Source organism: Amycolatopsis deserti, from assembly GCF_014653945.1.
Classification (GTDB): Bacteria; Actinomycetota; Actinomycetes; order Mycobacteriales; family Pseudonocardiaceae; genus Amycolatopsis_E; species Amycolatopsis_E deserti.
The window spans coordinates 1,327,654-1,346,353 of the sequence record NZ_BNAU01000002.1 but is presented as its reverse complement, the minus strand read 5'-3'; the positions used below and the strand labels follow the sequence as shown (position 1 = coordinate 1,346,353).

General features: G+C 72.1%; 12 protein-coding genes. 9 read left to right on the top strand and 3 right to left on the bottom strand.

Features of this window, described 5'->3' with window-relative positions:
* Window positions 1-148 precede the first annotated feature (148 nt).
* Window positions 149-3,292, bottom strand: a complete 3,144-nt coding sequence (locus tag IE290_RS14750) for an AfsR/SARP family transcriptional regulator (RefSeq protein WP_229874484.1) — start codon at window positions 3,290-3,292, stop codon at window positions 149-151.
* Window positions 3,293-3,369: 77 nt separating this feature from the next.
* Here IE290_RS14750 and IE290_RS14745 point away from each other — a divergent pair, with 77 nt between their 5' ends.
* The 4 genes from IE290_RS14745 (at window position 3,370) to IE290_RS37850 (ending at window position 8,051) form a co-directional block, all read left to right on the top strand.
* Window positions 3,370-4,107 (top strand): Stp1/IreP family PP2C-type Ser/Thr phosphatase, encoded by a 738-nt coding sequence (locus IE290_RS14745; protein ID WP_191245077.1) that lies wholly within the window; start codon window positions 3,370-3,372, stop codon window positions 4,105-4,107.
* A gap of 520 nt (window positions 4,108-4,627) precedes the next feature.
* On the top strand, window positions 4,628-5,149 hold the full coding sequence (locus IE290_RS14740; protein WP_191245076.1) for a DUF2087 domain-containing protein: 522 nt from the start codon (window positions 4,628-4,630) through the stop codon (window positions 5,147-5,149).
* Window positions 5,150-5,572: 423 nt separating this feature from the next.
* Window positions 5,573-7,396, top strand: coding sequence for a glycoside hydrolase family 2 protein (locus IE290_RS14735; protein ID WP_191245075.1), 1,824 nt, complete (start codon window positions 5,573-5,575; stop codon window positions 7,394-7,396).
* 475 nt (window positions 7,397-7,871) lie between these two features.
* Complete coding sequence (locus tag IE290_RS37850) at window positions 7,872-8,051, top strand: hypothetical protein (protein WP_229874483.1); 180 nt, start codon at window positions 7,872-7,874, stop codon at window positions 8,049-8,051.
* A gap of 172 nt (window positions 8,052-8,223) precedes the next feature.
* On the opposite strand, the gene IE290_RS14725 is transcribed toward IE290_RS37850, so the two are convergent.
* Window positions 8,224-8,604 (bottom strand): peptidase inhibitor family I36 protein, encoded by a 381-nt coding sequence (locus IE290_RS14725; RefSeq protein ID WP_191245074.1) that lies wholly within the window; start codon window positions 8,602-8,604, stop codon window positions 8,224-8,226.
* Window positions 8,605-8,797: 193 nt separating this feature from the next.
* Window positions 8,798-9,871, bottom strand: coding sequence for a LacI family DNA-binding transcriptional regulator (locus tag IE290_RS14720; RefSeq protein WP_191245073.1), 1,074 nt, complete (start codon window positions 9,869-9,871; stop codon window positions 8,798-8,800).
* A 66-nt stretch (window positions 9,872-9,937) separates the two neighbouring features.
* Between IE290_RS14720 and IE290_RS14715 the strand changes: the two genes are divergently transcribed.
* The 5 genes from IE290_RS14715 (at window position 9,938) to IE290_RS14695 (ending at window position 18,443) form a co-directional block, all read left to right on the top strand.
* Window positions 9,938-11,125 (top strand): MFS transporter, encoded by a 1,188-nt coding sequence (locus IE290_RS14715; protein WP_191245072.1) that lies wholly within the window; start codon window positions 9,938-9,940, stop codon window positions 11,123-11,125.
* 20 nt (window positions 11,126-11,145) lie between these two features.
* The gene (locus IE290_RS14710; RefSeq protein ID WP_191245071.1) at window positions 11,146-13,155 is read left to right on the top strand and encodes a bifunctional copper resistance protein CopD/cytochrome c oxidase assembly protein; all 2,010 of its coding nucleotides are present in this window, start codon (window positions 11,146-11,148) and stop codon (window positions 13,153-13,155) included.
* Window positions 13,156-13,325: 170 nt separating this feature from the next.
* A complete protein-coding gene (locus tag IE290_RS14705) occupies window positions 13,326-13,823 on the top strand; it encodes a single-stranded DNA-binding protein (protein WP_191245070.1) in 498 nt (165 codons plus the stop codon).
* Window positions 13,824-13,921: 98 nt separating this feature from the next.
* On the top strand, window positions 13,922-15,598 hold the full coding sequence (gene ettA / locus IE290_RS14700) for an energy-dependent translational throttle protein EttA (protein ID WP_191245069.1): 1,677 nt from the start codon (window positions 13,922-13,924) through the stop codon (window positions 15,596-15,598).
* Window positions 15,599-15,650: 52 nt separating this feature from the next.
* Window positions 15,651-18,443: a hypothetical protein gene (locus IE290_RS14695; protein ID WP_191245068.1), complete on the top strand. Its 2,793-nt coding sequence runs from the start codon at window positions 15,651-15,653 to the stop codon at window positions 18,441-18,443.
* Window positions 18,444-18,700 lie beyond the last annotated feature (257 nt).

The following is an 18,700-nucleotide window of genomic DNA, read 5'->3' as shown; positions in this document are numbered from 1 at the left end:
TCCGGCAACTCCCCGCCGGGCTGCGCTTCCGCCCTGTCCTTGCTGGCCGCGCGGCTAGCCCGCCCCCTTGCTTCCGCCGGGCTCTGCTCCCGCGCATCCTGCCGCCGGGCTACGCCCGCCGGACCGGCTCCATCGCGGCCCGGCCAGGTCATCCCGCCCGGTCGTCCTGTCCATGGCCGGTCCGAGCGAGCCGCGCGATGATCTCCTCGTAGGGCCGCGCCGCGCCGCGGTCGTAGGCGATCGCGAACGCGTCGGCGCCCAGCAGCTTCTGGCACCCGGCCGCGACGCCCGCCACGTCCTGATCGCCCGGTCGCGTCGCGCCGCGCAGCGCTACCGCCATCCCCAGCTGCTCGGCGGCCCCCTCGGCGTCGCCGTCGAGCAGGGTCGTCCCGGCCTGCCCCTCCAGCGCGTCGGCGATGCTGGAGCGGAAGTGCTGCGTCAGCGTCATGTCCAGCGCCTGCCGGTGCCGCGCACGCGCCTCGGCCAGGTCGCCCGTCGCCTCCGCGAGCCGGCCCAGCGCGGTGAAGGTCTGCGCGCTCGCCGCGTCGCTCTGCCAGTCCGCGCCCACCGTCTCCAGCGCCCGCTCGTAGTGCTCCCGCGCCCGCGCGAAGTCCCCGCGGTGCCGAGCCAGTTCGCCGAACCCGCGTTCGGTGAGGGCCAGCACGGTCGACGCCCCCGCGCGCCGCGCCAGGTCCGCCGCGCGGTGGTAGCCGGCTTCGGCGTCGGTCAGGTCGCCGTCGCGCAGCAGCCGGTCCGACCGCCGCGCCCCCAGTTCGGCCAGCTCCTCGGTCGCGTTGAGCTGCCCGAGCAAGGCCATCGCCTCGTCGGTGAGCGCCAGCGACCGCTCCCGGTCACCCCGCAGGTCCGCGAGCTCGGCCAGCCCGTCGAGCACCTGCGCGGTGCCCCAGCGGTCGCCGATTTCGCGGAACAACTCGAGTGACCGGCCGAACGTCTCCTCCGCGCCCGGGGTGTCGCCGTTCAACAGCCGGATGTAGCTCGCCGAGAAGTGGTGCAGCGCCTGGAACCACGGATCGTCGTCGTCGAACATGGCCTGTTCCAGCGCGTTCGGTTGCCTCGCCGGCTCCGGCGGCCCGGCGAACAGCGCCCAGTAGACGAGCAGGTACGGCTGGCGCAGCGGCCAGACCGGCGACGCCATGATCGATTCCACGCGCCGCAAGTGCTCGTCCAGCCCGGGCGGTTCCGCGGGTGCGGCGTTGAGCACGCACAACGCGTACTCCTCAGCCAGATCGCCGGGCGGTTCCGCGCCGAGGTTGACCAGCAGGCGCGCGGCCAGGGGTGCGATCTCCGTGCGCACGCCCAGCAGCCGCCAGTACGACGACAGCGCGCCGACGAGCCGCAGCGCCAGGCCGGTGTCTTCGTCGACCGCCCAGCGCAGCGCGCCATGCAGGTTCGCTCGTTCGGCGGTCAGGCGGGCGAGCCACTCGATCTGCTCGGTCCGGCGCAGGTGCGGGTCGGCGGTCTGGGCTAGAGCGAGGAAGTGCTCGGCGTGCGCGCGAGCCACCGCGTCCCGTTCACCCGATTCGTCCAGTCTCTCGACGCTGAACGCCCGGATCGTCTCCAGCATCCGGTACCGGTCGCCGGACATCTCGAGAAGTGACTTGTCGACAAGGCTGTCGAGGAGGTCTTCGGTGTCCGCTTCGGACAGTCCACACACGTTCGCGACCGCGTCCGTCGTGGCACCGCCGGCGAAGATCGCGAAGCGCCGCACCAGGTCCTGCTCGGCCGCTTCGAGGAGGTCCCAGCTCCAGCCGACGACCGCGCGCAACGTCTGGTGCCGGGGCGCGGCGGTGCGGCTTCCCCTGGACAGCAGGCGGAACCGGTCGTCGAGACGCGCCTCGAGCTGGTCCAGGGGCAGATTCCGCAGACGCGCCGCGGCTAGTTCGATGGCCAGGGGCAGCCCGTCGAGAGCGGCGCAGATCCGCAGCACCCGCTCGGCCGAGTCGTCGTCGAGCCGGAAGCCGGGGCGCACGGCGGCGGCCCGTTCGGTGAACAGCCGCACCGACTCGTAGCGGGTGGCCTCGGCCGCGCTGGTCCCCGGTGGTGGGGAAGCGAGCGGCGGCACGGCGCACAGGGCCTCGCCGGTGATGCCCAGCGGTTCGCGGCTGGTGGCGAGCACGCGCAGTCCGGGAGCCGACGAGAGGAGCCGGTGGACGAGCTTCGCGGCGTCGGCGATGACGTGCTCGCAGTTGTCGAGGATCAACAGCATGCGGCGGTCGGTCAGCGCCACCTCGATGCGCGCGACCGGGTCCGGCGCGACGCCGGCGGCGGGGAACAAACCGGTCTCCCGCAGGCCGAGCGCGGTGAGGACGGCTTGGGCGACGTCGGTGCCACTGGTGACGGGTGACAGGTCCACGAAGCAGACTTCGCCGTCGGCGCGGGCACCGGCCTCGATGGACAGACGGGTCTTCCCCGCACCGCCGGGGCCGGTGAGGGTGACCAGCCGGCCGCCGGCGAGCAGGCCGGCGATGCGGTCCAGTTCCGGTTCGCGGCCGATGAAGCTGGTGAGCTGGGCGGGGAGCTTCGGCGGTTCGGGCACCGGCTCGGCGCGCAGCACGGCGACGTGGGCGGCGGCGAGTTCCGGGGACGGGTCGGCGCCGAGTTCGTCGGCGAGCGTGCGGCGGGCGTCCTCGAAGACGGTGAGCGCTTCGGCGTGACGGCCGTTGGCGGCGAGCGCGCGCATGAGCAGGACGCGGGGCCGTTCGCGGAGGGGGTGGGCGGCGCACAGCTGGGTGAGTTCGTCGATCACCGCGCGGGACTGGCCGAGGGCGAGGTCGGCTTCCGCGCGGTCCTCGAGCGCGGTGGTGCGCAGCTCGTCCAGGCGCGTGGCCTGCGCTTCGGCGAAGGGGGCGTCGCGGATGTCGGCCAGCGCCGGGCCGCGCCAGAGGTCCAGTGCTTCGCGAAGCAGCTTCGCCGCGCGGGCGGGTTCGTTGCCGGTGAGGGCTTGACGGCCGTCGCGGGCGAGCCGGGTGAAGCGGTGCAGGTCGACGCGATCGGGTTCGACCGCGAGCCGGTAGCCGGCGGGCTGGGACTCGATGCGGGCCTCGGCGCCGAGCTTGCGGCGCAGGCGGGACACCTGGGCCTGCAGCGCGTTGGCCGCGTCGCCCGGCGGGTCGTCGCCGTAGAGGCCGTCGATGAGCCGGTCGGTGCCGACGACGCGACCGGCGTCGAGCAGCAGGAGCGCGAGGAGGGAGCGTGGGCGTGGCCCGCCGAGGGGCACCGGGTCGCCGGCCGCGGAGCGCGCCTCGACAGGACCCAGGACGGCGAACCACACCCCGTGATTGTGGCGCATGGCGCCTCGGACGGGGTGAGGCTGTGCCGCGGTTCGCGGGCCGCTGCTTTACTTCACGTATGGAACCTGGGCCGCTGACGATTTCCTACGCCGTGGCTTCCGACGTCGGACAGCGACGCGAAGCGAACGAGGACTCGGTCTACACCAGTCCGCGTCTGCTCGCCGTCGCCGACGGGATGGGTGGTCACGTCGCCGGTGAGGTCGCCAGTTCGGGCGCGGTCGCCGCGATCGCCGCCCTGGACGAGCGCCTTGAGGCCGAGTCCGCGAAGGCTGACGTGGAGGCGCTGGCGGAAGCCGTGTCCGACGCGGGGCGGCGTCTGCGGGCGCTGGTCGAGGAGGACAGCCGGCTGCAGGGCATGGGGACCACGCTGACGGTCCTGGCGTGGGACGGGGCGTCGTTCGCGGTGGCCCACGTGGGTGACTCGCGGGCGTACCGGCTGCGCGAGGGCGAGCTGGTGCAGGTGACGCGGGACCACACCGTGGTGCAGGAGCTGGTGGACCAGGGGCGGATCTCGCCGGAGATGGCGATGAGCCACCCGCAGCGTTCGGTGCTCACCAGGGCGCTGCAGGGCGCCGGCGAGCCCGAGCCGGACCTCTTCGTGTTGGACACCCGAGCCGGCGACCGATACCTCATCTGCTCCGACGGCCTCTCGGACGTGGCCACGCCGGAGCAGCTGACGGAGGTGCTGACGGCGGTCACGGACCCGGAGGAGGCCGTGCAGAGGCTGGTCGAGCTGGCCAACGCCGGCGGCGGCCCCGACAACATCAGCTGCATCGTGGCGGACGTCGCCGCCTGACGGCGGTCTGGTCTTCCGGGTTGCGCTCGGACGGTGCTGCTCGTGGGCAGCCGGTTGGCGTGAGGTACTGGAGCGGCTCGGGGGTCGCTCGACTGCTTCGAGCCTGGACGCCGCGTGATCGGGGGATGTCGGGGCCTTGGCTAGCCCGCCATGGTTGCAGTCGCGTCGCGCTCCCGCCCGGACGGCGGTGAGTCAGCGGCGAGCGCACGCGAGATCCGTGGCCCCGCGGTGCCGCGCTCCGTGCGGCCCGGGCCCGGCTCCACTGGAACCCCGACGGACGACCCCGCGGCTCCAGTGGAGCCCGATGGGACTGTGGCCCGGCTGACGCGGCGACCGCTGCCGCCCGAGCATGGTGGCGTGTCGCATCAGCTCCTGCGTGAGCCCAGGTGGCTGCGGCTGTCGCTGCCTCTGAGGCCGATGGTGGGCGGCGTTGCCAGCCGGTAAGTAGGCGGCAGGTGGGGCCGGATCTGGATCTTGAAAACCGGTTCGCACGTCGGGTGGACGCAGGTACGGTCGGGCCATGGCCTCACCCGAAGCGCTGGTCTCCGCGCTGGCGGACCCCGAACGCCTGATGCTCTTCGCCCGGATCTGCACCGCCCCCGACGGGCTGCCGGCTGCCGAGGACCGGCACACCGCGAAACTCGCGAAGCGCCTCATCTCGGCGGGGATCGTCACCGTCGCCGAGAACCGCTACCGGGCCGTACCGGAAGCCTTCCGCGACTCGCTCGCCAAGCCCGCGTCCGATCCGCTCGAAGCGCTGTTCAGGCACGGCAGGCTCACCGCGATCCCTCGTCCGGGCAAGCTTCGCCAGGCACTGCTCGCGAAACTCGCGGAGCGGTTCGAGCCGGGACGTGTCTACACCGAGCCGGAGGTACGCGAAAAACTCGCCGCGATCCACGACGATCACGCCGCGCTTCGCCGCTATCTCGTCGACGAAGGCTTCCTCGAGCGCAGCAACGACGGCCGCGCGTACGGCCGCCCAGCCGAAGCCCGACCGGACGCGAAGGCCGACACCCGACGCACCCGCGCAGCCGGAGCCTGACCGGACGCGGAGGCCGAGGGCGAGCGTGCCTGCGCAGCCGGAGCCTGACCCGGCGTGGGGGCCGACGGCCGGCGTGCCCGCGCAGCCGGAGCCTGACCCCACGCAGAGCCTTGCGGCCGGCGCGCCCCTGCCTGAGCGCAGCGGTCAGGCGCGGCTAGCGTCGTGTCGGCCCAGGGACGGCGTGGCGCGGGTCGCGTTGTCCAAGGGGAGGGGGCGCGGGGCCCGGTCGTCTCAAGGACGGGGTGGCGCTGGTCGCGTTGCTGCCAGGGGTGGCGCGGGCAGGGTGCGCGCCCGCCCGGTGTTCATGGCGTGGCCGGGCGTCCGGCCTGTGCGCGGCGCGAAGCCGCCCCGGTTGTCGCGGCGTGGAGGCGGTCAGATCGTGGTGCGATGCTCGATCCTCCTTCCTGTCGTAGGGTTTTCGCCATGATCGCCGCCGACCCGGACCGTCTCTGCCCACGACCGCAACTCGTCCGGCCCGAGTGGTTCGACCTGGGCGGCCCGTGGGGCTTCGCCTTCGACGACGACGATCGCGGCCTCGACGGCGACTGGTTCGCCTCGGCCGATCCCTTCGATCGGACGATCACGGTTCCGTACCCGCCGGAGTCGGAACTTTCCGGCGTGCGCGCGACGGAACCGCACACCGTCGTCTGGTACCGGCGCGAGTTCGATGCCCCGCCGATCCCCGACGGTCACCGGCTGATCCTGCACTTCGCCGCCGTGGACTACGCGGCTTCGGTGTGGATCAACGGAATCCTCCTGGGCAGCCACGAAGGCGGGCAGACGCCGTTCTCCTTCGACATCACCTCGGCTCTGCGGGCCAGCGGTCCACAAGTCATCGTTCTCCGGGCAGAAGACCGGCCGGACGAAGGCACCCAGCCCCGGGGCAAGCAGGACTGGCACCACGATCCGCACGACATCTGGTACCACCGCACCACGGGCATCTGGCAGCCGGTGTGGGCGGAGGTCGTGCCGGCCCTCCACCTCCGCGAACTGCACTGGACGCCGGACCTCACCCGGGCTTCGGTCTCCTGCGAGGGCGAGCTTTCCGCGGCCCCCGGCGAGGCCGTCACAGTCCGCGTGGTGCTGCGGCACCGTGACGAGATCCTGGCCGAGCAGTCCGTGCGCGTCGACCGGCGACGGTTCCGGTTCGACGTCGCCGTGCCAGCGCTGCGGCACGGTCAGGACCGGTCCCGCCTGTTGTGGTCTCCGGAGAACCCGGTACTGATCGACGCCGCGGTGGAGCTGCACGCCGCCGAAGCGCCGACCGACGCCGTGTCGAGCTACCTGGGCCTGCGCGAGGTCGGCGTGGCCGACGGTCGCTTCCTCCTCAATCACCTCCCGTACTACCCGCGAATGGTTCTGGAACAGGGCTACTGGCCGCAGTCACACCTCGCCGCGCCGGACGCCGTCGCACTGCGCCGGGAAGTCGAGCTCATCAAGGAACTCGGTTTCACCGGCGTCCGGGTGCACCAGAAGGCCGAGGATCCGCGGTTCCTCTTCTGGTGCGACCGGCTCGGCCTGCTCGTCTGGGGCGAGACCGCGAACGCCTACGAGTTCGCGCCCGAAGCCGTCGAACGGCTGACCCGGGAATGGCTGGAGATCCTGCGCCGGGACCGCAGCCACCCCTGCATCGTCACGTGGGTGCCGGTCAACGAAAGCTGGGGCGTTCCGGACATCGCCACGGCACCCGCTCAAGCCCACTTCGTGCGATCTCTCTATCACCTCACCAAGAGTGTCGATCCCAGCCGGCCCGTCATCGGCAACGACGGCTGGGAGATTCCGGAAGCCGACATCCTCGGCGTGCACGACTACGCCCCGACGGGCGAGGCGTTGTCCACTCGCTACGGCGACACCGACACGTGGCGCCGCACCCTGGCCGAGCGCCGGCCCGGTGGTCGCCGCCTCCTGCTCGGCGACCTGGCTCCGGGCCGACCGGTCATGCTCACCGAGTTCGGCGGTCTCTCCTACGTTCCCGCCGAAGACGAGAAGTGGTTCGGCTACTCCACCGTGGCTGACGACGAGGAGCTGGTCGCCCGGCTGGACCAGCTCGTCACCGCCGTCCTCTCGTCCCCGGCACTCGCCGGTTTCTGCTATACCCAGCTGACCGACACCGAGCAGGAACGCAACGGCCTCCTCACCGCCGACCGCACACCGAAGGTCGATCCGGCCCGGATTCGGGCCATCCTCACCCGTCCCGCGGCGGCCGTGCCTCCGGAGGAGCTGAACCCCTACCGGGAGCGCGGCTGACCGAGGAGGTCCTTGGTCCTCGGCCATGGGCTAGGAGTGTGCCAACCTGGGCCTGCCGTCGATCACGATGATCCTCCTCACCTACTGAACCAACTGTTGAACATGTGCCATTCGAGGGCAGCAAAACCGAGCGCCGGAAGTGCTGCCGCGGCCGGCATCGAGAACGTGGAGGAGTCGGTCACGGAGCCCCACCAAGCGGCCGTTGGCGGAAACCTTCGTCGGTCCCGTCGTTTCCCGATCAGTGGTAGGGCCAACTCGCCGCCGTGTTGGCGAACGCCGCCACAGGGTGCGTACCAGCGATCGTCGTATCTCAGGTTCCGCAGGTGTCTCGGTGTGCCTTCGACGCCGTGCCCGCCGGAGATCCCTCGACCTCGCTCTACGTCAGTTGTTCCTCGCTGCCCCAGCAGGGCACCGGCTACCTGGACCGCCCCGCTGCCGACGTGCCGGCACAGGTCGACTAAGCGACGGCCAGCAGTTGACAAGCACCCGTCCGGCCGGCGCCGAGGCCGCGCGCGACTGGTGGGACGACACCACCTGCACGCTGCTGCTGGCCGGCGGGCACGTGCTGTCCGGCCTCCAAGTCACGGCAACCACGCAGACGCGGGTGGCGGACGCGGTGAAGGGCCAGGCCGCGGAGAAGCCGCCGTCCAGCTGAGGTCGGCCCGAGAGATGCCCCAGCCGCGACTTGGGTGACCCGCGGGCGCGCCGTGTGCCTGCGCCGCGCCCGCGGGCGGGAACCGCGGGGTGCGGGTCCCGGACCGGCGTCCGCTCGGACTCACGTCCCCAGGAGCGAGCGGACACCGGTCCCGTCTGCGGGGGAATGCGGCCTAGTAGTCCCAGATCTGGATGGCCCGCACGACGAACGGCGCGTGCGGCACGAACGTCCCGCCACCCGGGTACGTCGTGAAGTCGCCTTCGGTGGAGCAGTCTTCGCCCTGGTACACCGTCACTTCGCGGTCCAGCCGGTTCACGAAGGAACGCGCGTCACCGTTGAGCGGGATGCATTCGCCCGGGTTGGCTGTGCGCAGGTCGAGGAACTGCACCGCCCCGCCGTAGAACTCCTCCGACCACGCGCAGAACTCACCCTGCTCGCAGCCATACCCCACGGGCGGAGCGGTTTCCGCCTCGGCGATACCTCCCGCGGTCAGCAGTCCCAGTGCGGCCAGCACGAGCACTCTGGGCAGGTACGCGCGAACTTTCCCGAACATTTCTCATCTCCCCTGTGAGTCGGTTTCCCGCATTGCGCGGTTCCGGGATCCACAATGGCCGGTGTGGGAAAGCTTGTCAGCAGGGATTTCTACTTCTGTGGATAAGTAGGTTCCGTTAACTCGATCGAGACCACCGAACCGCGGTTGTCCACAGGTTCGCCAACTCGTCCTTGCCGAGCGGGCGAATTTTCTGCTATTTGGCGGGACCCGTGGAACCACGCACCACGAGTTCGACGTCCAATGTGGTCGCCTTCGGCGCGCGGTGCCCGGCGAGCAGGTGCAACGCGAGTTCCCCGGCGAGCTGTCCCTTGCGCACGAGGTCCTGCCGCACCGTCGTCAACGGCGGATCCGACCACGCCGCCGGCGGTGTGTCGTCGAACCCCACGATCGACAGGTCCTCGGGCACGCACAGACCACGCTGCCGCGCCACCGCCAGCGCCGCCAGGGCCAGCTCGTCCGACATGCACAACAGCGCGGTCGGTTCGCGGTCGAGCAGGCGCGCCGCACCGGGCATCGCCTCCTCCCGGGACAGCCCCGACACCTCCCAGATCGGCACCGGGTCCGGGTCGATCCCGGCCCCCGCCAACGTTTCCAGGTATCCCGCGAGCCGCTCCCGGTTGTCCAGGAACCGGCTCTTCGCCGCCTCGGCCGCGCTCAGGGGACCACCCCGCGGCTCGGACAGGCACTGCGCGGACAGGATCGCGAACCGCCGGTGTCCCAGTTCCAGCAGATGCCGTGCCGCGGCCGTCGCGCCCCCGCGGTCGTCCGTCGAGACCCGCGCCGATCCGGGCACGATCGGCTGGTCGATCACCACCAGCGGCAACCCACGTTGCTTGACCGCCCGCAGCGCCGGCGCGTTGTCCGCCAGCGAGTAGGCCACCGCGAGGTCCGCCTGCGCCGCCAGCACCCGGTCCGCCCGCGGTCCGCCGTCGTGTCCACCGGGCAGGAGCAGCAGCGCGTGACCCTCCGGATCCACCCGGCTCGCGAGCGCGTCGAGCGTGATCGACAACGCCGGATCGGAGAACGCCGCCGACAACCCGGTGTCGAGCATGAAGGCGATCGCGCCCGACCGCTGGGTGGCGAGGCTGCGGGCGGTCGGGTTGGGGCCTGCGTAGCCGAGCCGCTTCGCCACGCGCAGCACTTCGTCGCGCAGGTCGGCCGAGAGCTGGTCGGGGCGGTTGTACGCGTTGGACACCGTCGCCCGCGACACGCCCACCGCGCTGGCGACGTCGTCGAGCGTCGGGCGGCGCCGACGGGTACCGGTCATCGCCGCAGTCTAGACCGAGGCGGAAACCGGTTGACCTTCTGAAGCGCTTAAGTCATTGTGGGACGGGTGATTCGGGTCAGCGATCGAGTAGCGGTGTTCGTGGTCTTCGCGCTCAACGGCGCGGTGTACGGGTCGTGGGCGCCGCGTGTGCCCGCCCTCGCCGAGCAGGTCGGCGCCAGTCCGGGCGCGCTGGGCCTGGCGTTGCTCGGCGGCACCGCGGGGCTCCTCCTGGCGGCTCCGCTGTCCGGCCGGCTGTCGGAGCGCTTCGGGGCGCGCGCCGTCATGCTCACCGCGACGCTGGTGTCCTGCGTCGTGCTGCCGCTGACCGGGCTCGCCGGTTCGGTGCTGTGGCTCGCGGTCGCCCTGTTCGGCCTCGGGTTCGCCAACGGCGGGCTGGACGTGGCGATGAACATCGGCGGTGTCAGCGTCGAGCGGCGCACCGGCAAGGCGATCATGCCGGTCTTCCACGCGGGGTTCAGCTTCGGCGGCCTGGTCGCGTCGGCGGCGGCCGGGCTCGCCGCGGCACAGCACTGGTCGCCGGAGCGGCACTTCCTCGTGGCCGCCATCGTGACCGCGGCCGTGATGCTGGTCGTCTACCCCGGCCTGCCGCGGGCGGTGCCCCGGTCCGAGCGGCCCGCACGCGCGGCGACCACGGCGCCCACCCGCCGGCCGGTGCTGTGGCTGCTGGCCGCGGTGCCGTTGTGTTCCGCGATGGCCGAAGGCGCCAGCTCCGACTGGTCCGCGCTGCTGCTGGTCACCGAGCACGGCGCGGGTCAGGGCGCCGCGGCGCTGGCCTTCACCGCGTTCTCGCTGGCCATGGCTGTGACCCGGCTGGCAAGCGCGTGGGTGCAGCGCCGACTCGGGGCCACCCGCACCCTCGCGATCGGCGCGGTCGTGGCCGGAGCGGGACTGCTGATGTCCGCGCTGGTCCCGGTCGCCACGCTGGCGTTCGCCGGGTTCGTCCTGGCCGGAATGGGTCTGGCCGCCGCCTTCCCGGTCGCGCTCAGCCTGGCCGGTGAGGCGGGCAAGCGAGCGGACGGCAGCGGCGGGGAACGGGAGATCGCGTTCGTCACCACCGTCGCTTATACCGGGTTCCTGGCCGGTCCGCCGCTGATCGGCGGCATCGCCCAGCTGACCTCCCTGTCCGCTTCGTTCGTGCTGGTAGCGGTTCTCGCGGCGCTCATCGCCCCGGCCGCGGCCGGCGCGAGTCGCGCAGGTCACCGTGAACGGACCGCTGCCGAACTCCCCGTTTGAGCCGGGCCTACCCTCGACGTGTGCCCTCCGAAGTTTCCGAGCCCGCGACCCGGCGCCGGGTGAGCGTCCTCCCGCTGCTCCTGGTGTGCGGGTTGCTGGCGGCGGTGGTGGCCGTCGCGCTGCTCGCGCTGTCGGGCGGGGCCACCTACCAGATCGCCGGCCTGCCCGAGCCCGGCCTTGTCACCCAGTACGGCGTCGGCGTGGTCCGGGTGCTCGCCGACGCGGCGTCGGTCGTGTGCGTGGGGTCCCTGCTGCTCGCGACGTTCCTGGTGCCGCCGCAGAAGTCCGGCGTGCTGGCCCGAGACGGGTACGCGGCTCTGCGTGCCGCGGGGATCGCCGCGTGGGTGTGGTTCTTCGCCGCGCTCGCTTCGGTCCTGTTCAGTGCGGCGGACGCGGCGGGCAAGCCGGTCACCGAGTTGTTCTCACCGCAGGTCCTGCTGGACCTGGTGGATGCGATCGAGCAGCCCAAGGCTTGGCTGTGGACGGCGGCGATCGCGCTCGTGCTGGTCCTCGGCTGCCGTCTCGCGCTGTCCTGGGGCTGGACCGCGGTGCTGTTCGGGCTGTCCGTCATCGGGCTCGTCCCGGTCGCCGTGACCGGCCACTCGGCCAGCGGCGGCTCGCACGACCTCGCCACGAACAGCCTGCTCTACCACCTGATCGCCGCGTCACTGTGGGTCGGCGGCCTGGTGGCGCTGCTCGCGCTCGGCTGGCGGCGCGGCGAGCACCTCTCGCTCGCGGCGAGGCGTTTCTCCCGGCTCGCGCTGGTCTGCTGGATCGTGATGGCCCTCTCCGGCGTGATCAACGCGCTGGTCCGGCTGCCCCTGTCCGACCTGCTCACCACCGAGTACGGCCTGCTCGTCGTGGCGAAGATCGTCGCGTTGCTGGTGCTCGGCGTGTTCGGCCAGCAGCAGCGCAGCCGCGGGGTGCGCGCAGTGGTCGACGGCCAGGGTGGGGGGCAGTTGCTGCGACTGGCCGCGGTCGAGGTGCTGATCATGTTCGTCACGATCGGCATCGCCACCGCGCTGGGGCGCACCCCGCCGCCGCAGGAAGCCGTACAGCCGTCGACGACCGAACTGCTCATCGGCTACGACCTGCCCGGCGCGCCGACCCTGCCGCGGCTGCTGTTCGACTGGCGCTTCGACCTGGTCTACGGCACGGCGGCGATCGTGCTGGCCGCGCTGTACCTGGCGGGTCTGCGGCGGCTGCGGCGCAACGGCGTCGAGTGGCCGGTGGGGCGGACGGTGGCGTGGCTCGCCGGGTGCTTCGTGCTGCTGATCGCCACGTCGTCGGGCATCGGGCGCTACTCGCCGGCGATGTTCAGCGTGCACATGGGCAGTCACATGCTCCTGTCGATGATCGCCCCGGTGCTGTTCGTCCTGGGCGGGCCGGTGACGCTCGCGATGCGGGCGTTGCCGGTGGCGGGCCGGGACGCCCCGCCGGGGCCGCGCGAGTGGCTGCTGGCTGCGGTGCACTCACCGGTGGCGCGCGTGCTCACCCATCCGATCGTCGCGCTGGCCTTGTTCGTCGGCTCGTTCTACGCGCTGTACTTCTCCGGCCTGTTCGACGCGGCGCTGAACTACCACTGGGCACACCTTCTGATGAACGCCCACTTCCTCCTCGCCGGGTACGTCTTCTACTGGCCGGTGATCGGCGTCGACCAGGCTCCGCGGCGGCTGCCGCACCTCGGCCGCCTCGGGATGATGTTCGCCGCCATGCCGTTCCACGCCTTCTTCGGCGTGATCCTGATGTCGAAGCAGACGATCATCGGCGACAACTTCTACCGCGCGCTGCACCTGCCGTGGGTGTCCGACCTGCTGGCGGACCAGCGGCTCGGCGGCGGTATCGCGTGGGCCTCCGGCGAGGTTCCGGTGCTGCTGGTGCTGATCGCGTTGCTCGTGCAGTGGTCGCGGGCGGACGCGCGTGAGGCGAAGCGGAAGGACCGCCGGGAGGAGGCCAGCGGCGACCAGGAGCTGGCGGCCTACAACGCGATGCTCAAGCAGATGGCAGAACAGGGCAAGCCCCGCCCCTAGCACACGGCACCGACAGTTTCGGGGCCACGACCGGTTTTCGCCACGAGTTGTCCACACGGCCCGAATTCATCCACAGATTTCGGCCGATTTCGCCTTCGCTCTCCCAACCGCTCGTTCCCGGGGCCACTCTGGTGTCAGGCCGGTGACGACGAGCGAGAAGGAGAGCGGCGATGGCGATCGGGGAGACGATGGTGACCCTGGTGGGCACGATCACCAGCGACATCACGGTCAAGCGGGTCGGGCAGGACCGGCACGAACTGGCGATCTTCTGGGTGCGCAGCGACGAGCGCCGGTTCGACCGGCACAGACAGGAGTGGGTGCCGGGCAGGCGGTTCTCGGTGCGGGTGGTGTGCCGCCGCGCGCTGGCGGCTTCGGCGGCGGAGGCGTTGCGCCGGGGGGATCCGGTCGTGGTCAACGGGCGGCTGCACACCGGCGATCCGGACATCGACGGGTCTCGTGCTCAACTTGAACTCGAGGCTTTCGCGCTCGGGCCCAACCTCGCCCAGTGCAGCGTCTCGCTAAGGCGGGGTCTGCGGGCCGAACCCGATGTGCCGTCCCAGATCCCGTTGTGGGACTCTGCCGGCCTCGCCGCCGAAGCCCTGGAGAACCGGCCCGTCGGAGCACGCGCGCCGGCGCTGGCCGGGCCGACGGGAGGGCAGGGCCCGTGACGCGCCGGACGTTCTCCACGGTGACGGGGGGTTGACTGTCCGTCGCGGGATGGTGACCGGCGTTCGGCCGCGCGTGACACGGCTCTACGATCGTGGGCATGGCCGAGTTCATCTACACCATGAAAAAGGTGCGCAAGACCGTCGGGGACAAGGTCATCCTCGACGATGTCAGCACCGCGTTCTACCCAGGCGCCAAGATCGGCGTCGTGGGTCCGAACGGTGCCGGCAAGTCCACCGTGCTGAAGATCATGGCGGGACTCGATCAGCCGAGCAACGGCGAGGCCTTCCTCCAGCCGGGCGCGAGCGTCGGGATCCTCCAGCAGGAGCCGCCCCTCAACGAGGACAAGACCGTCCGCGGCAACGTCGAGGAGGGCCTCGGCGAGATCAAGGTGAAGCTCGACCGCTTCAACGAGATCGCCGAACTGCTGGCCACCGACTACAGCGACGAGCTGATGGAGGAGATGGGCCGGCTGCAGGAGGAGCTCGACCACGCCGACGCCTGGGAGCTGGACTCCCAGCTCGAGCAGGCGATGGACGCGTTGCGCTGCCCGCCGCCGGACGAGCCGGTCACCCACCTCTCTGGTGGTGAGCGGCGCCGGGTGGCGCTGTGCAAGCTGCTGCTGTCGAAGCCCGACCTGCTGCTGCTCGACGAGCCCACCAACCACCTGGACGCGGAGAGCGTGCTGTGGCTGGAGCAGTTCCTCGCCAGCTACCCGGGCGCCGTCCTCGCGGTCACCCACGACCGGTACTTCCTGGACAACGTCGCCCAGTGGATCATGGAGCTCGACCGCGGCCGGGTCGTCGGCTACGAGGGCAACTACTCCACGTACCTGGAGAAGAAGCGCGAACGCCTCGAGGTCCAGGGCAAGAAGGACGCCAAGCTCGCGAAGCGCCTGAAGAACGAGCTGGACTGGGTGCGGTCCAACGCCAAGGCGCGCCAGACCAAATCGCGGGCCCGGCTCGACCGCTACGAGGAGATGGCCGCGGAGGCCGAGCGCACCCGCAAGCTGGACTTCGAGGAGATCCAGATCCCGCCGGGGCCGCGGCTGGGCAGCGTGGTCGTCGAGGTCTCGCACCTGAAGAAGGGCTTCGAGGACCGCGTCCTGATCGACGACCTGTCGTTCACGCTGCCGCGCAACGGCATCGTCGGCGTGATCGGCCCGAACGGTGTCGGTAAGACGACCCTGTTCAAGACCATCGTCGGGCTGGAGAAGCCGGACGACGGCGAAGTCAAGATCGGCGAGACGGTCAAGCTGTCCTATGTGGACCAGAATCGGGCCGGCATCGACCCGAAGAAGACGGTGTGGGAGGTGGTGTCCGACGGGCTCGACTACATCAACGTCGGGCAGACCGAGATGCCGTCGCGCGCCTACGTCAGCGCGTTCGGGTTCAAGGGCCCGGACCAGCAGAAGCCGTCGGGCGTGCTCTCCGGTGGCGAGCGCAACCGGCTGAACCTGGCTCTGACCCTCAAGCAGGGCGGGAACCTGATCCTGCTGGACGAGCCGACCAACGACCTGGACGTCGAGACGCTGGGCTCGCTGGAGAACGCGCTGGAGCAGTTCCCCGGCTGTGCCGTGGTCATCTCGCACGACCGGTGGTTCCTGGACCGCGTCGCGACGCACATCCTCGCGTGGGAGGGCACCGACGAGAACCCGGCCAAGTGGTTCTGGTTCGAGGGCAACTTCGAGGGCTACGAGAAGAACAAGGTGGAGCGGCTCGGACCGGACGCGGCCCGGCCGCACCGGGTGACACACCGCAAGCTCACGCGCGACTGAGCGGGGAAGCCCCGTGCTAGCACGCTCGAGCCGACACGGAAGCGGAGTCCCCTTGGTAGCCACCCAGCACAGCCGATCCGGTTCCCGTTCGCAGGACGGCGGCCGGAGCGCGGAGATCGCGGCGGTCGAGCGGCTGCTCGGCCAGGCGGCCGACTTCGAGCTGCGCGCGCCCGAGCTGGCGCTCGTGCTCGGTGAGCGGGCCGCTGCCCTGGCCGAGGCGGCCGGTGCGGAGGAGCTGTGGGTCCGTGGCGAGGGGCTCGCGGTGTCGGCGCGGGTTCGTCTCGGTCTGCGGGCGCCGACGGTGGGCCGTGCCGTGGCTGCGCTGCGTGCCGCGGAGGACACGGGGCAGACGACGCTCGCGGCCCAGTTGCGCACCGACCTCGCCGTGTGTGCGCGCAGTGTCGGCGCGCCCCTGACCGGGCTCGCGGCGCTGCGGCCGGTGCTGGACGCGGCTGGTTTCGGCGGTGCGCGCAAGGCGGCGGCGCTCAGCCAGCTGGTCGGGTGCCTGGCGCAGTTCGGGCGCAAGCTGGAGCTCGACCGGACCCTCGCCGAGGCCGACCGGCTGTGCGGGGCGGACGACGACCTCGACGGTGACGGACGGCTGCTGGCGCGGTCGCTGCTGCGGGTCGCGGTGTCGGCGCACCGGCGTCGTCACGGGGACGTCATCGGCGCGGCCGACGCGGCGCGGACGGGGCTGGGATTCCTCGAGCAGTTGGAGGACGCGCAGCACGACGGCGGTGTGGTGCGGATCCGGCTGGTGCTCCAGCTCGTCTGCTCGCTGCTCGACCGCGGGGACGGCACCAACGCGCTGGACTTGGCGCAGCCGGTGCTGGACGAGCCGGCCCGTGCGGCGTCCGTCGCGCCGGCCGGGTGGCTCCGGATGGCGATCGCCACGCGGGTCCTGCTGCCCTCCGGCAGCGTGGAGGCGGCCGCTCGGATGTTGCGTGACGCCGTGCACGCCACCGAGCGGCACGAGCTGCACGCGCTGACCGCGCGCCTGTGGACCGAGCTGGCGCACGTGGAGGAGCGCCTCGGCCGCTACGCCGAGGCGATCGAGTGCCTGCAGCTGGCGCGCGCCGCCGAGCACATCCACGCGCGGGCCCGGCGTCAGGCGATCGGTCTGCTGGCGGGCGAGTTCGGTGGCGACGGGCACGCCGATGTCGATCTCGACCACGTCCTGGGGTCGGTGCCGGCGAGCGAGGTCGCGACGGCTTCGGTGGCGGTCGCGCCGTTGTCGGTGCCTGAGCCGACGGTGCCGGCGAGCCGGGAGCCGAGCACCGAGGCTTCGAGCGAGGAAGCGGAGACGCCCCGGCCGCGTGAGGCGGCGGAGCAGGCACGGCCGCAGAGCGCTCGGCCGAGCTGGTCGCTGGCGCCCGAACCCGTCGACGAGCGGCCGGCGGAGGTCGCGAAGACCGCGCCTGTGGAAGACGTACGGGCTTCACGGTCGAACGACACCGGTCCGGCATCCCGGTCGCAGGAGCCGGGTAGGGCTTCGCGTTCGGACGAAGTCGCGACGGCTTCACGGCCCGAGCAGCGGGAATCCGCGAAGCCGGCGGACGAGAGCGTGGCGTCACGGTCCGAGCGGGCGAATGCCGCGACGGGGTCGCCGTCCGACGTGGTGCGGTACCGGCGGTCCGAACCGGTCGCGGACGTGGTTCTGAAGGCGCTGTCGGATCGATCTCGTGCGGGATCGGCGGGGCGTCGGCGGGCCGAAGACAAGGCAGACGAGGTTTCGTCGCGCGACGAAGTGTCGTCGGAGGCCGTGGCGGTTTCGCGCTCGGAGCGCGCCGATACGCGGGCGTCCCGGAAGACGCGGCACGATTCGGAGCACGGATCGGTCGCGGCGCGAAGCGTGCTGGACAGGCTGGGCGTCAGCACCGGCGCGAGCGGCGGTCGCCGCCGCGCGCCCGGAACAGGCGAGCCGGGACGTCCCGAGGCCGGCGGACGCCGCCGCGCGGAGGACGACACGCCTCACGACAGCGCGACGCGCGCGGAGACGAGCGGCGAGTCCGTGCCCGAGGACGTGGGCAGGGACTTCGCCGGACAGGACTCCGCTGGCCGCGACGACACGAGCCGGGAATCCATCTCGCGTGACGCTGCCGGTCGGGAGTCTGCTGCCCGCGAGTTCGCCGGGCGCGCGGATGCCGACCAGGGTTCTGCTGCCCCCGAGGACGCCAGCCGTGAGCTTGCCGGGCGCGGGGGCGCGAGCCGTGAGTTCGACGGGCGTGAGGAAGCGGGTCGGGAGTTCGGCGGGCGCGGGGATGCGGGCCGGGAGTTTCGCGAGCGCGAGGAGGCGAGCCGTGAGTTCGCCGCCCGGGACGACGGTGGCTCCTCCGGTGAGTCGTGGTTGAGCGCGGAGGCGGAGCCGGTCAGCCGTGCCGACGCCGCTCCGGCTGCGCGGGCGGACAGCGCTTCCGAGCCCGACGTTCGCGGGGAGAACGGGTCTGCGCCGAGCATGCCGGTCATCGACAACTGGCTGCCTCGACTGCGGCTGCCACCGTCGCTGGCGCCGTGGGATGACTTTTCGGACACGGACAGCGAACCGGCCACCGGCACCAGCACGTCGGAGACGCCGTTCACGACCGCGCCCGTGCTGCAGGACGACGACCTCGGCGAGCCGTTCCGCACCGAGCTGACCGGCGTGCCGGACGACGACCTGCCCGAGGACGCCGGACTCGCCGACCTGCTCGCCCGCGCGCTCGCCGAGCACCAGGCGGGCACCGCGAGCGCGGCGGCCCTCGTGAAGCGGCTCGGCAACCAATCGTCGTCCGAGCCGCGGCCGGTCAACGGCCACGGGCGCAACGGCAGCGAGCCAGGCAACGGCCGCCACCGCGGCGACGGCTGACCTCCGCCGACGCGCCGCGGCGGTGAAGGTCAGCCGCGATGGCGGTGCGTCCGGGCGACTTGGCGACGGGGGCGTTGAGGTCGCAGGGTTTGGGCCGGCGGGGATGCGGTGGCGGCTGAACTTCTGCGTGGCATTGCGGTGATGGTTGGCCGCCGCGACGGGCGAGGGCTGGCGGCGTTGGGGCAGTTGTGCTCGCTGCGGCTGGTCGGTGGGCGGTCATAGGCCGGGGGAGACTTCGCCGCCGCGGCGACCGGCTC

Bases quoted from the DNA above. Each gene is read 5' to 3' on its own strand.
- IE290_RS14745 (WP_191245077.1), top strand. From the start codon at position 3,370: ATGGAACCTGGGCCGCTGACGATTTCCTACGCCGTGGCTTCCGACGTC.
- IE290_RS14705 (WP_191245070.1), top strand. From the start codon at position 13,326: ATGGCGATCGGGGAGACGATGGTGACCCTGGTGGGCACGATCACCAGC.
- IE290_RS14720 (WP_191245073.1), bottom strand. From the start codon at position 9,871: ATGACCGGTACCCGTCGGCGCCGCCCGACGCTCGACGACGTCGCCAGC.
- IE290_RS14735 (WP_191245075.1), top strand. From the start codon at position 5,573: ATGATCGCCGCCGACCCGGACCGTCTCTGCCCACGACCGCAACTCGTC.
- ettA (WP_191245069.1), top strand. From the start codon at position 13,922: ATGGCCGAGTTCATCTACACCATGAAAAAGGTGCGCAAGACCGTCGGG.
- IE290_RS14740 (WP_191245076.1), top strand. From the start codon at position 4,628: ATGGCCTCACCCGAAGCGCTGGTCTCCGCGCTGGCGGACCCCGAACGC.
- IE290_RS14725 (WP_191245074.1), bottom strand. From the start codon at position 8,604: ATGTTCGGGAAAGTTCGCGCGTACCTGCCCAGAGTGCTCGTGCTGGCC.